General features: G+C 53.1%; 17 protein-coding genes and 1 tRNA gene. 7 read left to right on the forward strand and 11 right to left on the reverse strand.

Going from position 1 to position 13,822, the window contains the following annotated elements; all coding sequences use genetic code 11:
• Positions 1-12: 12 nt before the first annotated feature.
• The 4 genes from ENI00_RS07375 to flgA all read right to left on the reverse strand — a co-directional run bounded on the left by ENI00_RS07375 (position 13) and on the right by flgA (position 2,401).
• On the reverse strand, positions 13-624 hold the full coding sequence (locus ENI00_RS07375; protein ID WP_304100910.1) for a peptidylprolyl isomerase: 612 nt from the start codon (positions 622-624) through the stop codon (positions 13-15).
• Between the two features lie 59 nt (positions 625-683).
• Positions 684-1,154 (reverse strand): flagella synthesis protein FlgN, encoded by a 471-nt coding sequence (locus ENI00_RS07380; protein WP_304100912.1) that lies wholly within the window; start codon positions 1,152-1,154, stop codon positions 684-686.
• Between the two features lie 7 nt (positions 1,155-1,161).
• Positions 1,162-1,488 carry a flagellar biosynthesis anti-sigma factor FlgM gene (gene flgM / locus ENI00_RS07385; RefSeq protein WP_304100914.1) on the reverse strand — a complete coding sequence of 109 codons (327 nt, stop codon included), beginning with the start codon at positions 1,486-1,488 and terminating at the stop codon, positions 1,162-1,164.
• Between the two features lie 211 nt (positions 1,489-1,699).
• Positions 1,700-2,401, reverse strand: a complete 702-nt coding sequence (gene flgA / locus ENI00_RS07390) for a flagellar basal body P-ring formation chaperone FlgA (RefSeq protein ID WP_304100915.1) — start codon at positions 2,399-2,401, stop codon at positions 1,700-1,702.
• Positions 2,402-2,587: 186 nt separating this feature from the next.
• On the opposite strand from flgA, the gene ENI00_RS07395 reads away from it, so the two are divergent.
• From ENI00_RS07395 to ENI00_RS07405, 3 genes are read left to right on the forward strand one after another with little or no spacing between them, the layout of a single operon-like run.
• Entirely contained in the window at positions 2,588-3,517 is a 930-nt protein-coding gene (locus tag ENI00_RS07395; protein WP_304100917.1) for a chemotaxis protein CheV, read from the forward strand.
• Positions 3,518-3,558: 41 nt separating this feature from the next.
• A complete protein-coding gene (locus tag ENI00_RS07400) occupies positions 3,559-4,386 on the forward strand; it encodes a CheR family methyltransferase (RefSeq protein ID WP_304100919.1) in 828 nt (275 codons plus the stop codon).
• Between the two features lie 3 nt (positions 4,387-4,389).
• A complete protein-coding gene (locus ENI00_RS07405) occupies positions 4,390-5,571 on the forward strand; it encodes an MFS transporter (protein ID WP_304100921.1) in 1,182 nt (393 codons plus the stop codon).
• Between the two features lie 56 nt (positions 5,572-5,627).
• Here the strand turns inward: ENI00_RS07405 and ENI00_RS07410 are convergent, their stop codons facing one another.
• Positions 5,628-6,278, reverse strand: coding sequence for a cupin domain-containing protein (locus ENI00_RS07410; protein WP_304100923.1), 651 nt, complete (start codon positions 6,276-6,278; stop codon positions 5,628-5,630).
• Between the two features lie 73 nt (positions 6,279-6,351).
• Positions 6,352-6,882, reverse strand: a complete 531-nt coding sequence (locus ENI00_RS07415; protein ID WP_304100925.1) for an isochorismatase family protein — start codon at positions 6,880-6,882, stop codon at positions 6,352-6,354.
• 211 nt (positions 6,883-7,093) lie between these two features.
• Between ENI00_RS07415 and ENI00_RS07420 the strand changes: the two genes are divergently transcribed.
• Positions 7,094-7,184: transfer RNA gene (locus ENI00_RS07420), tRNA-Ser, on the forward strand.
• Positions 7,185-7,385: 201 nt separating this feature from the next.
• A complete protein-coding gene (locus ENI00_RS07425) occupies positions 7,386-8,882 on the forward strand; it encodes a methyl-accepting chemotaxis protein (RefSeq protein WP_304100927.1) in 1,497 nt (498 codons plus the stop codon).
• A gap of 489 nt (positions 8,883-9,371) precedes the next feature.
• Here ENI00_RS07425 and ENI00_RS07430 read toward each other — a convergent pair whose 3' ends face one another.
• The 3 genes from ENI00_RS07430 to ENI00_RS07440 all read right to left on the reverse strand — a co-directional run bounded on the left by ENI00_RS07430 (position 9,372) and on the right by ENI00_RS07440 (position 11,707).
• Positions 9,372-10,073, reverse strand: coding sequence for a haloacid dehalogenase type II (locus ENI00_RS07430; RefSeq protein ID WP_304100929.1), 702 nt, complete (start codon positions 10,071-10,073; stop codon positions 9,372-9,374).
• 14 nt (positions 10,074-10,087) lie between these two features.
• The gene (locus ENI00_RS07435; protein ID WP_304100931.1) at positions 10,088-10,687 is read right to left on the reverse strand and encodes a DUF938 domain-containing protein; all 600 of its coding nucleotides are present in this window, start codon (positions 10,685-10,687) and stop codon (positions 10,088-10,090) included.
• Positions 10,688-10,759: 72 nt separating this feature from the next.
• Complete coding sequence (locus ENI00_RS07440) at positions 10,760-11,707, reverse strand: AEC family transporter (RefSeq protein WP_304100933.1); 948 nt, start codon at positions 11,705-11,707, stop codon at positions 10,760-10,762.
• A 262-nt stretch (positions 11,708-11,969) separates the two neighbouring features.
• Here ENI00_RS07440 and ENI00_RS07445 point away from each other — a divergent pair, with 262 nt between their 5' ends.
• The gene (locus ENI00_RS07445) at positions 11,970-12,374 is read left to right on the forward strand and encodes a DUF1330 domain-containing protein (protein ID WP_304100934.1); all 405 of its coding nucleotides are present in this window, start codon (positions 11,970-11,972) and stop codon (positions 12,372-12,374) included.
• 9 nt (positions 12,375-12,383) lie between these two features.
• Here the strand turns inward: ENI00_RS07445 and ENI00_RS07450 are convergent, their stop codons facing one another.
• Positions 12,384-12,734 (reverse strand): branched-chain amino acid transporter permease, encoded by a 351-nt coding sequence (locus ENI00_RS07450; protein ID WP_304100935.1) that lies wholly within the window; start codon positions 12,732-12,734, stop codon positions 12,384-12,386.
• On the reverse strand, positions 12,727-13,428 hold the full coding sequence (locus ENI00_RS07455) for an AzlC family ABC transporter permease (protein ID WP_304100937.1): 702 nt from the start codon (positions 13,426-13,428) through the stop codon (positions 12,727-12,729). Before ENI00_RS07455 ends, ENI00_RS07450 begins: the two co-directional genes overlap by 8 nt.
• A gap of 118 nt (positions 13,429-13,546) precedes the next feature.
• Here ENI00_RS07455 and ENI00_RS07460 point away from each other — a divergent pair, with 118 nt between their 5' ends.
• Positions 13,547-13,798 (forward strand): hypothetical protein, encoded by a 252-nt coding sequence (locus ENI00_RS07460; RefSeq protein ID WP_304100939.1) that lies wholly within the window; start codon positions 13,547-13,549, stop codon positions 13,796-13,798.
• Positions 13,799-13,822: the final 24 nt, after the last annotated feature.

Genomic DNA, 13,822 nt, shown 5'->3' on the forward strand with positions numbered 1-13,822 from the left:
TGTGGTGCGCTGTTACTCCAGCAGGGTAACGCTCTCGATGACGACCGGATTCACCGGCACATCAGCCATGCCATTGACCTGTGCAGTTTTCACGCCGGCAATGGTATCAATCACGCCCATTCCTGCTGTCACCTTTGCAAAGACCGCGTAGCCTGCGCCACGAACGCCGGCGTTCAGAAAATCGTTGTTGGCAACGTTAATAAAAAACTGGGACGTTGCTGAATCCGGCGCGTTGGTTCGTGCCATGGAAACCGTACCGCGCAGATTGGGCAGGGTTGCCGACGCTTCATTACGGATGGGGGCCCGGGTTTGCTTGCGAGTCATGTCGCTTTCGAACCCGCCGCCCTGAACCATGAAACCCGGAATGACACGATGGAAAATGGTGTCGGCAAAAAAGCCATCGCGGGCATATTGGAGAAAGTTTTCAACCGTTTCCGGTGCTACGTCCGGGCGAAGTTGTAGCTCAATGGCACCCTCGCTCGTAAGAATACGTATTTTAGGCAGTTCGGCTTTCGCACCGGCCTCGTCGTTCTGTGCGCTGGCCTGAAGCGTGAAAAAGGACAAGCCGAGAATCATAACCACAACCTGAATCAGGCTGCCTGAAGATTTTACAAAATTCGTCATTGTCGGAGTTCTCTATAGATGAGTGGCCTTTGGTTCGTAAAATCCAACCTGTATACGGGTCAGGCGCTGGCAAGAACCGTGCGGCTCGATACGGTTGTGTGCTGACCCTTGGCACCGTACAGCTTTTGCTGGCCTGAGGCACCCCGGAAAATGTCTGTAAGCCGGGTCAGGCGTTGTTGCAGGTGGTTGATGATACGCCCGTTGTTTTCGTTAAGAAGATGGCATTCTCGCAGCGACGAGTCGGCTTCTTGCCAAAGCGCATATAGATCGGTTAAGCCGGCGCTGCGGATAAAGCGGGAAGGCTCGCCGCTATCTGGCCGATAACCCATTGCGACCAATACACGGATTTTTTGCTTGGCGCGCTCCCGGATTTCTTCGAGAACGGCGTTCTTTTCCTGAGTCAGTGACTCAAGCGTTTTGCTATCGGAACCGGAAAGGCAGGACTTTTCCTGTTGCAAAATATCCGTCAGTGATTGGAGCTGGCGGATATCCAGGGACAGAAGGTTCTTCAGATCATCAATTGCAGCCATGATTTACTCACCCGAAAATGCTTTGATCCATATCAAGCATTTTCTGAGCCAGCTTTTCTGCATCTACCTTGTAAGTGCCATTCGCCAGTGCCGACCGAATCTCTTCGATCCGATCGTCGTCCATTTCCGGGTAATCCCCCAGCTTCTGTTCAAGCTGTTTGAGATTCCTCGCCTGGCTGCTCAAATTGACGTTTCCGTCGCGCGCGCTCTGTGCCTTCGCGTTGTTCTGCTCAGGAACAGCTTGTTTGGCGCTCTGACTGTTAGCAGGCTTGTCGGCCGTTGTTCTTTGGGTGTTGACCTGGCCTTGGCCAATTCCATTTAAGTCAACTGACATATCATTACCTTCTTTGCGGTTAAGCCGCATGTTCATGGGCTGAATCGGATTTATATCTACTTAGCGGCAGGGTGCCGGCATACTTTAGGGGCAGATATACGCTTTTTATTAACATTCTGTAACAAATTAACCGGATATTGCTGAAAGCTATTCGTCAGCGGACGATCTTTGCCGGCGGAAAAAATTTGCCCGTCTAGGTGCGGAGAATCCGTCACATGGGCACCTCGACGTGTCCGGGAGACGTTACGGTCGCCCGCACCGTGCGAGACGATGAGAGGTTTTTTACCAGAACCTGTTCACCAACCGACGCGTTAGCCAACGCCTTGCCTCGGGACCGAACCGAAAAAGATCCACTGCGAGCACTAATAATAACATGGTCGCCCCGGGTGACGGCATCTGGAGCGTCAAGAAGATCCGGTGTCAGAACCGAACCCGCATTGACAGGCCTGCGCACAACCATGCCTTCAACAAGGTCGGCGTCGGTCATTATGCCTCGCCTGCTGGCGTTAACCACAACAGAGCGAGTTTCAAGCATGCCGCCCGTGACGCGCTCGCCGCGGCCGAAGGGGCGGGCCGCAACCAGCGCTGGGCCGTTGATAGAGACCGTTGTTGTTACAAACATACGCCAGGGGCGTTCGCCGCTACAGGCCAGCTGAATAGAAGGATGCTCACTTGTCCAGGGATCGCCGGTGAATTCGACCTCAAGGGGCGATGAACACGGTGCGAGGGCAATTCTGCTATCAACGTTGCCCGTCTCAAATGTCACCTGATATCCATTTAAAGCCTGGCTGCGGGCAAAAGCGTCAAGAAACGATGTGGACGCCAAACGGATGTCTTCCGCCGTCGTTTTCGCCAACGCGGTGCCGGACAGGGCCGATATGAATAAAAATGAGACTAAAAGCCTGATGCGCATATGTCCTTGTTTGTCCTATGCTGTCGGTAATACGACAAATTTGCTTTAAATACTTAAGGATTACGGTGTTCCGGCCGTTAACTTGGCTAATTCTATTGCGGGGCGACGTTATTTTATCGCTCCGCAATTATTCTTAGTTGCAGCAAGATGCATGCCGGCGCTCCCGGCCGGCGAGGGGAGACTGCTATGGCAGGGGTATTAGACAGTGTTAACCAGCGTACAAATCTGGTTGGGCAAAACCGCCTGGAGCTTCTTCTTTTCCGTCTGCGCGGGCGGCAGATATACGGCATTAATGTTTTCAAGGTAAAGGAAGTGCTCCAGTGCCCGAAGCTGTTTTCCATACCTAACAGTCGCGCCGTTGTACGTGGTGTAGCGCACACCCGGGGTGAAACCATCCCGGTTATAGATCTTGGCATGGCTATTGGCCTACCCGGAATTCCTCAGGAAGACCTGCCAAACAGCTTTGTGATCATCACGGAATACAACCGCAAAACTCAGGGCTTTTTGGTCACTGCCGTGGATCGAATCCTGAATATGAACTGGGAAGATATTCTTCCGCCGCCCAAAGGCACGGGTAAGGATATTTATCTTACGGCTGTAACAAAAATTGATGATAAGCTCGCCGAAATCATAGATGTAGAGAAGATTCTGTCAGAGGTTTCTCCGCTGAAAGAGGATGTAACCGAGGCTGTTTTAAGTAAAAATGCTGAACGAGCTCCCGGGCATCTTCCCGTGCTGGTTGTGGACGATTCCGCGGTAGCCCGCCGCCAGATCGAGCGCTGCCTTATCGCCATTGGCATGGGTGTGATTACTCGAAATGACGGCAAACAGGCGCTTCAGTACCTCAAAGAAATCACGGAGGACGGCTCTCAGGCGAGGGAACATCTTTCACTTATAATTTCCGACGTGGAAATGCCCGAAATGGACGGGTACACACTGGTCACCCGGATTAAAAGTGACCCCGCGCTCAGAGATCTGTTTGTGATGCTCCACACGTCGTTAAGCGGTGTATTCAACAAGGCGATGGTACAAAAAGTCGGGGCGGATGATTTTATGGCGAAATTCAGCCCGGATGAGCTCGCTGTGCGAATAATGGACATAGTCGATCAGGCCTGACACGGCTATCTGTCCGATCATTTATTTATAACTGAGATCCAATGAAAGCGGAAATTACGCTACAGGAATATGAAGCCTTCAAAACGTTCCTGCAGGACGCGTGCGGTATTTTGCTGGGCGAAAACAAACAGTATCTCGTGAAAAGCCGGTTACGGAGAATCCTGGAAGAGAATGAGCTTAACTCGCTTGGGGAGTTATTGGCGCGACTGAAAAAACCGGGCCGAGCTAACCTCAAGGAGGTGGTTATAGATGCCATGACCACCAATGAAACCCTCTGGTTCCGAGATAATCATCCGTTTCGAATTCTGCAGGACAAACTGCTTCCGGAATTCGCGGCACGCTCCTCTGTTGCCCCTCTACGGATTTGGTCGGCTGCCTGTTCTACCGGGCAGGAACCTTATTCGGCGGGTATGATTATTGATGAGTTCAAGCGCCAGAAGCCCGGAAAACTGCGAGAGGTAAAGATCACGGCAACGGACATCTCGAAGAGCGTACTTGAGGTAGCACGTCGCGGCGACTATGAAATGATCGCGATTGGCCGAGGACTTTCACCGGAACGCCAGAAACAGTTTTTTACACCGTCTGCTAACGGTGGTTGGCAGATCCGGCCGCAGATCAAAAGCATGATCGATTACAAGGAGCTGAACCTGCTAGAACGCTACATGCTGGGCAAGTTCGATATTGTGATGTGCCGCAATGTGTTGATTTACTTTTCTGCAGATTTAAAGAAAGACATTCTTACCCGCATTCACGCCACGCTTAACCCCGGTGGCTACCTGATATTGGGCGCCTCGGAATCCCTGAATGGCCTGCCGGAGCTTTACGAGATGGTGCAGTGCCATCCCGGAATCATCTACAGGAAGAAATAAGCCATGCCCTTCAACGTATGGGTACTTGTGGCGGCGCAGGCGTTGGCTATGTGCACGGCGCCTTTCATTGTATTCATTGGGAGTATTCAGGGGCGCATGCTCGCATCGGCCCCGGAATACGCGACCTTACCCGTTGGACTGGTTGTGGTTGGCACTGTTTTAGCCATCAAGCCCGCTACCTGGCTAATGCAGGCGTTTGGGCGCAAGCGGATAATGCTGCTCGGGGCATTAATGGGCATGCTCGCAGGCACTCTTGGTGCCCTGGCGTCCTGGCTTGGTTTGTTCCCGTTACTGTGTCTGGCTGCTGTTGTAGGTGGTACCGGGCTAGCTGTGGTTCATCAGTATCGCTTTGCGGCTATGGAGTCAGTGCCAGATAATCTCGCCGGTTCAGCCGCGGCCCGGGTATTGCTAGGCGGTCTGGTTGCGGCGTGGCTAGGGCCTGAAATTGCGACACTTGGCAGAGGACCAGATGCTATCTACCCGTTCCTCACAAGCTGGGTCGCACTGGCGGTTGTCCAGTTTGCAGCCTTGGTGATACTGGGTTTTGGCTACCGTGCGCAAGGCGAGTTGGTACGAAAAGTTCACACAGGTGGCGGTAGACCGCTTAGAGAAATCCTCGCTAACCCTCTGATTCTGGTTGCTATCAGCGCGGCTGCGATTGGCTATGCCGTCATGAGTTTTATCATGACCGCAACGCCGCTCAGCATGACTGAAGTGGCCGGACACGATCTGGACGCTGCCAAACGAGTAATCCAGCTCCACATTATGGCCATGTATTTGCCATCGCTTATCAGCGGTTGGCTAATTCGTGTGATCGGCATACCGTTAATGATGTCAATTGGGATGCTTGCCTGTCTGGGATGCGTCGTACTGGCGGCCAGCGGCGTCAGTTTTCATCATTATCTGGCGGCACTGCTCTTGCTGGGTGTTGGCTGGAACTTCCTGTTTGTAGGCGGTACCACCCTGTTACCTCGTGGCTACACGGATGCAGAGCGGTTCAGGGTGCAGGGCCTCAACGATATCTTTGTGTTTGGCTCGCAAGCAACGGCCGCCTTATCGGCGGGCGTCATTCTCTCCTGGGTTGGCTGGTCGTCGCTCGTGATGATTGCAGCACCACTGCTCGTTATACACGGTGTGCTGATGTTGCGTTGGCTAACTCACAGAGAGGCCAAAGCCACCGGTTGATAGTCCGGGGCGGAAAATCCCCGGGTTGCACTGGGGTCTGTCTGATGTTGTTACCGTCAGAAGGGTAAGTGGCCGGTTTTTACCCAGATAACAGTTTCTTGCTCTACAAACGGGTGGTGTTGGCTCAAGTGGGGGCTTCTTAGCCAGGAGCCTTCTGGATAACGACCATGTTCATCACAGAACTCTCCGGACAACACGAAGATTTCTTCACCGCCGAAATGCCTGTGGGGCTGAAATGTTTCATTAGCAGGCCATTTAACGAGCGCTACATGTTCGTGCTCAAATTCATGAAGAGGCATTACTTCAAGACCGCCAATGCCAGGCAGCCAATCGCTGTTTCGCGTATTAATCCTCACTGTGGCTAAATCGCGCTCATTAAACTGGTGGAGCTTTACCAGCAAAATACAGCCCGGCTTGCTGAACGGCGTATGCCCACTTCCAGGTGGGTTGCGCAGATAGGTGCCGGCCGGGTAATTGCCGTTTTCATCGGAAAATACGCCGTCCAGAACAAAAATTTCCTCACCGCGCGGGTGTTCGTGACGACTGAACGACGCGCCGGGGTTGTAGCGTACGATGCTGGTGGCGTGGCCACGTTCAGCTTCTTCCCGGGCCAGGGGTTTTCTGTCAACTCCGCCAGAGGGGCTTCGAACCCACTCCTGCTCACGGGTGCGAACGACAACTCCCTCGTTAAAATCCATGTTCAGCATTGAATGCCTCCTCGGTAAACGTCGAGACGTTGATTACGACTCGGAACTAAAAACAGATGAGCCAGATCTACGGTTACTTGATCAACTTCTGCACGTCTCGAAACGTCGGATGTTTGCAGTGCCGCAACCACTCAAAAGCGACCATTTCGGTTGTCACAACCCGTGCACCGCTTTCACTGAGACGGTCGAGCGCGACATCGCGGTCGAATTCATTGCGTGAGCCCGTTGCATCCGCCACGACCCAGACTTTAAAACCCGCATCGAACAGGCTGAGCGCTGTTTGCATCATGCACACATGAGTTTCGCAGCCAGCGATAATAATGTGTTGTCGGCCCTCGGGAAGGTATTCGACCAACCCGTCAGGACAGGCATCGAAGTGAGATTTCGCCAGTGTATGGTGACAAAGCTCCTTTATGGCTTCAACGTTCGGCCCCAGCTTTTCCGGCAGCTGTTCGGTAGCAAGAACCGGTATATCCAGAAGCCCCGCAATGGTTGCAAGCGTGACACACCGATTGACCACATCCTGCCCGTGGGTGATGACAGGCATTAGCTTCTCCTGGACGTCGATCAGCAGCAGAGTCGATTGGTCTGATTTCATGAGCATTGACAGCCTCCAGGCTTTGTTAAAAGCTTTAAACCGGTTAGAACCGCTATGGTACCCGCAACCCGAGCGGCGAACACCCTAAGGATAATTATTGATCAAAATCGCAAGTTCTGCCGGTATTTATCGCAAGACAGTTGCCAATCACCGCCAAAACCATTAAAGTTTGCGCCCTCAAATGAGCGACGATATCGCTGATTTGAAACAGGTTATTGGAGAGGTGGCCGAGTGGCTGAAGGCGCACGCCTGGAAAGTGTGTAAACGTTAATAGCGTTTCGAGGGTTCGAATCCCTCTCTCTCCGCCAATTAAAAACCCTGATCTACTTGAAGTAGGTCAGGGTTTTTTTTGGCTCGCAAACACCCTCCCAAAGCGACAAGCATGCTCACTGACGAGCCATTTAAGTTGTATCTGTAAAACATCGTAAAACTATGATTACAAATACAAAATCGGGTCTTGCGTGCTTGCGTTTGAAACAAAACCGTCATAATTCCGACCTAAGCTCACTGTGAACCTTTTGAAAGGCAGTTCACGTTATGTCTCTTACGGTCCGTCAGCGTTTGGTGGTGTTTTCCGTGTTTTGTTTGATTTCTCTTGCCGGTCTGGCGTGGCTTTCTATCGTCAGCTTCAAGACCTTGCCTACAAAATTAAAGCCCAGCTGTTGCTGTGGGATGAGATAAACGCACAGTTTGAGAAAACCTCGGCGGCGATAAAAGCCCAATGGCAGTCAGTCAGTGACAATCCGCGGTTGCAAGGCTGGGTAGAGAGCAACACAGAGGCGCACCTGGCTGTTTTGGATCTGCTGTCAGCTCTGAAAGGACCTATCGATGAAACGAGCTACTATTCGGTAGGCAAAATTGTCGATTTTCAACTTTATCAGGCACTGGATCCCATGCTTGATCAGATCAATGCTCAGCGTCTGGTAGGACGCCAGCAGGCCGAGGCAGGGGCTGTCTCGCTGATTGAGTTCCTCGATCAGCAGCAGCATTTTCTGGTTGCGGGCTCCCTCGTCGTTTTGTTTGGAGTGTTGTTGCTAACGTATTGGCTTCGCCGCACGGTAACCACGCGGCTTCAACTGATCGCGGAACGCCTCAGATCTATGGAGGTCGCTTCAGATCTTTCACAACCACTACCGATTTCAGGGCGCGATGAAGTAACCGCTGTGGCCTTGGCAATCAACGGTTTGATCGAAAAGTTCAAGCTGTTCCTGGGAGATGCCGTGCAGGCCTCATCCCAACACAACAACCGGCAGATCTACGATGTTGTTTCATCAATGAGCGCTATTACCGGAAGTGCTAGCCAGATCCAGACGTCAGCGGAAGATTCCCGAACTCAGGTAGCCGGCGCCGTGAAAGGCAACGATGACGTTCATAATCAACTGCGTGAAAGCGAGGTTGCGGCTGAGCTTGCCGTTGCGGCGATCAATCGCGTATCCGGCGCGATTGAGGCGGTTCGGGGCTCCAGTGAAAAGATCGAACAGGTTATCAGCGTGATTGCCAACATTGCCACGCAGACGAACTTGCTGGCGCTGAATGCATCCATTGAGGCGGCTCGCGCGGGAGAGCAGGGTCGTGGCTTCGCTGTAGTTGCCGATGAAGTGCGAAGCTTATCCCTTCGAACCGGTGAATCCACCAATCAGATACGTCAATGGGTTGGTGAACTGGTCACCCAGGTTGACGGTGCCCATGGCCTGCTCGGCGAGACCCGGGCAGCCGGTGATACCAGTCGGAAAACGCTGGGAACACTCAAGACACACATGGTGGCGCTCAAACAAACCTTTGATGACCTTAGCCATTTCACCAACGAGGTAGACGAGGCGATTCGCGTTCAGCGCGATGAAATTGGCCGCGTTGGGCGGCGTGCAGATATTCTGGGAGAAAGCTCACAGGGCCTGGATCAACACATTGGCAATACGAAGGCGGTGAGCGAGCAGTTGCGTGAGCAATCAGAATCGCTGCGCGCCCTGATTGCCCGCTTCCAGATTCAGGAGTACGAAGCAAAATGATGACCAGTGATCAGTCAATAGAGTTACAGCGCATTATTAATCACCAGTTGGTTTCGACCTTGTTTCAACCGATTGTAGATTGCCGAAGGTGTTGAAACCATTGCCGAACTGACGTTACTGCGGTCAATGGGCATTCACCTGATTCAAGGCTTCCTGTTGGGGCGCCCCAATCCCTTCCCCGCAGCTGATTTGTCGGCGTTGGACAGCGCGACTACCTCAAGCAGCATTTCGTCGTGACCAGAGGTGGCCATTACATAGGGTTGGGCTCAACGCGGGCGCTGCTTCGCATGATGACCCGGCGCTGGGCCGCTCCAATTAGCCGTTTGCAGGCTCACACGGCGGCCGACACAGAAAAACAGCGCCATTGATGAGTTATTGCCTCATTTCGGGAAGCCGGCTATTGCATTGTTAAAGGTTGGTGGTGGTGTAAACAGCGAATGTCTCACGCCGCAGCAAAGAGCTCAAGACGAGTAAGATAAAGCCTAAGGCCTACCGGCGACCAATAAGCTGATCGGCGAGAACGGTCAGATCCGATGCAATAAAATCCGGAAGCGGCACGCCAGACGCGGGCAGGACGGCGTTGCCAGGGCGAGTGAGAAACGCACCAAGGCAATCAGCGGCCTGGGCTCCCACGGTGTCCCAGAGGTGACATGCGACCAGACACAGTTCCGAGGTCTCGACCGACAATTCTTTCGCAACCAGGCGATACGTTTCGGGAGCCGGCTTGAATTTGCCCGTGTCCTCAACGCTGAAGGCTCGCTCGAAAAACTGACTTAATCCGGCCTTTTCCAAGGGGGTAGGTGACGCGCCGCTGGCGGAGTTGGTTAATGTTACCAGCCGGAAACCGGCGTCGCGCAACCGAGTGAGTGCAGGTATGACATCAGAATGAGCGGGCATCGTACTCATCCGCTCCTTCAGTTCCTCAACGTCACTGTCTGCAAGAGTCAGGTGATGAGTCGTGGCGACCATCCGCAGTATTCCGATGCCAAGCTCGCCAAACGGTGTGTAGAGGCCGGACAGAGTCAATGTTTGAGAATAGAGTATGAGCTGGGCGAACCATTCTCTCAGAACCTGTTTGTCGCCGAAAACGCGATTAAACAAGGGTTCTAGGTGTGTTATGTCGAGCAGCGTTTCGTTGACGTCGAATACGATAATTGACGGGCATTTTTCATATGATTTTTCATGTGACATTGAATATCCCCTATCTAGTATTTTCTCCAGACCAGTAGCCGGTTATTAGCCGGCATCTCGAAGTCTGAGGCCAGAACCAGTCCGGTTTCACGGTTGGCTTTTTTCAATTCGTCCATATCCCGGATTCCCATGGTGGAATTCTGTTGCCGCAGTGACGCATCAAATTGCTGATTGCTGGCGCTAGTGAAGTGTCCACTGTACTTGAAGGGGCCGTATAAACAGAAGACCCCGCGTTGTTGCAGATGCACTGCTACGCCCCGGAACATGGCTTTGACTTCTGGCCACGACATGATGTGGGCAGTATTGGCGGAGAAAACGCCGTCAACCGGCGACAATGACCAGTCGTTGAGACTAACGTCCAGTGCCAATGGTTTGTTGATGTTTGGCAGACGTGCCTCTGCTAGCCATGATTCGCAAAGCTGATAGTTGCGTGGATGATCACTTGGCTGCCACGTTAACTGTGGCAGGTTCCGGGCAAAATGAACGGCGTGTTGTCCGGTTCCTGAGCCGATCTCCAGGACGGTTCCGAACCCGCTGAATTGCGCAGCGAGTTTTTCGAGAATAACCTGTTTATTATTCTCACAGGCTTGGGAAAACGGTTTTCCTTCAGTCATTGGTGGCCCTGATTTGTTGCTGAATGCTCGAAATGTAAAGCTTCGTATGAATCTAATGCTTGAATGCAAGTTTCAGATAATGCCGGCGCCTTTCAGGACAAACACGCCCATGGTTATGGTAACGCTTGCCATCAGCATGGTTATGGCAATAATGTTCGCCGCCAATCTCTCGTTGCCGCCCAGCGCTTTTGCCATCACGAAGCTGGCGGCGGCGGTCGGGCTTGCGAAGAACAGAAACAACAGGCCGAGCTCCGGGCCAGAGAAACCGAACGCCCAGGCGGCACTGGTGCATACTGAGGGCAGTATAACCATTTTCATCAACGCAGAGCTGAAGGCCGTTGAGCTGTCATTGCGCAAAGCGCTGAGCGAGACCGTTGCGCCGATACACAGCAGAGCCAAAGGCAGGGTGAGAGAGGCAAAATAGTCGCCGCTGGTAAGCACCCACTCGGGGAGCTGCAGATCAAGCCAGGCCACAGGAACGGCCGCAAACACTGACAGTATGAGCGGATTACGCAGAATATCCCGAAGAATGCGGCGCCACTCCAACGATTGTGCGGGGTGGTAGGCCGCAAGCACGACCACAGACAGCGCGTTGTATGAAAGAATGACCACCCCCAGTAGAATACTGCCCGCAGAGAGGCCGAAATCTCCATACAAACTTGCCGCCAACGCCAGCCCTACAATACCGCAGTTACCCCGAAATGCGCCCTGAACGTAGACGCCTCGATCTCTGTGGTTTACCCGCCAGCGCGCCCACAGCCAGGCCAGGGCAAAGCTGGCAAGTGTTGCAGAAAAATAAAAGATAAGAAGTCGGGGGTTCAGGGCGGCATCAAGATCGGCTTTTATGATGCTGAAAAAAACCAGAGTTGGAAGTGTCGCTTTGAAAACCAGCGCTGACGCTGTGTGCACGAAGGGTTCATCAATCCACCTGATTTTTCGCAACCCAAGGCCGATAAACACCATGGTAAAAACCGGAAGCGTGGTTTCCAGTGTCTGTTGGAAAAGGCTGATCAGATCCATTCGGGTTGGCCAGTGGAAAAGGAATGAAAGTGGGTTTGGGCAAGCGCTGTGCATTATAGGCCGGGAGATACATAGCCTGCTACCAAGCCATGCTAAAGTCGTAACCTGTTTGAGCGTGTATAAAATCGGGTCCGGAACCACCGATCTGACCGAAAGGTAATGAAATCACTTGCCGAGTGCCGTAAGGGGTGAGCTATAGTGTGCGGAAACTGATTACAACTGATCACAACTTATTACAACTTATTACAACAATAGGGCTAGCATGAACGCCGTAAACCCCGCTCCGGAACAGCTGGAAAAAGTTCTGGCAGACACGCCTAAAGATCAGCCTGTGGTAATGCTGAACCTGCTGAGATTCCGCGACAAAGCAAGCTATGACGACGAATCCGGTGAGCGAAGCGGGCGTGAAGCCTATCAGCTTTACATGCGCGAGGCGGCGGCTTGTGTCAGCGCGGTGGGTGCGGAAGTTATTTGGTCTGGTCGCAGCGTGGGCTCGCTCATTGCGCCTCCAGACGAATCGTGGGATCAGGTGCTGCTCGTGCGCTATCCGTCAATCGACGCGTTTATGGAAATGATTGAAAGTTCGGAATACAAGGGCGTGGTCAAGCACCGCACCGCAGCTCTGTGTGATTCGCGTCTGGTCGCTAATCTTGAAGAGCCGCGCTAAGAGTAGTCTTCAACCCGCAAACCCGATTTCCAGTATATCGGTTTGACGTATCAGCATATAGGCCGCTGTGCCCGTTGCAATAGAAAGCAGGGCGTTGCGGCGCCACAAATGAATAATCACCACAAGTGCGCCTGCCAGTATCGCATCAGCCCCGGGCACCGTCGCTGCCCAGTCCCCGGAACGCTGCAGAAATACCGTCGCCAGCAATGCCATAACGGCTGCCGGCAAGAAGCGCCCCAGGTGTTTGATGAGCGGGTGCTCGGTGTGCCGCTCAAAAAACAGGAACGGTATGATCCTGGTCGCAAAGGTCGCTACTGCAGCAACGGCAATAAATACTGAAAGGTAGACGGTTTCAGACATGGCTTTCGTTCTCCGCGTTTGTGGCCCGCACAGTTCGGTATTGCAGCAAAAGCACGGCGGTAACAATGGCGATCGCGCCAATCAGTTGATGCGCCGGTGGTAGCAATATCATGGCGATGCCGGCTGCGGCCGCGCCCGCCCACACGGGAAAGGCGTCTCCCAAAGCTTTGAGCTGTTCGATCGTCAGCACGATGAACAGCGCAACAAGCGCAAACTCGATTCCGGTGCTGTCGAACGCCACGTTGCGTCCCAGCAGCGCACCCAGAGTGCAACCAATCACCCAATACACCTGATTGAACGCGGTAATCCGGAAATCAACGTTGCGCTCATGAATACTGTCGTGGGAGCGCTGGCGGCTAGTGAGAAGTGAATAGGTCTCATCGGTCAGGCCAAAAATAAGATACAGTTTGCGCCAGCCAGCACCCCGGAATTGCCTGAGCAATGACAGACCGTAGAAAAGATGGCGGGCGTTAAGCACAAACATGGCAACAAACACTTCCAGCAATCCTGCACTCGCGGCCAGCAAACTGACTGCCAGAATCTGACCGGCACCGGCGTATACAACCACTCCCATGAGGGGAGCAGCCCACCATGCGTAGTCCAGCTGGGTGGTAAATAGCACCCCGAAGGCCATGCCGAGTGGGAGGTAGCCGAACAGAATCGGAAGAGTGAGGCGAAAAACCAATGAGTTCATTAGCATCCAAACTATCTAAAACGAAGGATGATAGAGAATCCCTCCGGATTTTGAAAGTGGGAGAGGGTTCTACTGCTCCGGTATTATCCTTAATATAGGGTCCCGCACAGGAGATACTATGAGTGACGACAGCATGAACCAGCCCCAGCCCGATCCTCGAGAGGAAAAATTTGTGGTGGACCGAGACTTGTTGACCGAAGATCAGCTCAACGGGCTTGCAGAAGAATATTGCACTCGCTACCACGGGTTGAATGATACCGAAAACCCGTTGGCCGAACGCGGCAACGTGCTGGCAGCCATTAATCGGGGGCATCTGGTTGTCTGGTTTGATCCGGTTGAAAATACCGCAGGGCTTGGCGCGCCGGAATAATGGTTTAACCTGCCGGGATATTTC

The sequence above is a fragment of the Marinobacter antarcticus genome, from assembly GCF_011049865.1.
Taxonomy (GTDB): Bacteria; Pseudomonadota; Gammaproteobacteria; order Pseudomonadales; family Oleiphilaceae; genus Marinobacter; species Marinobacter antarcticus_A.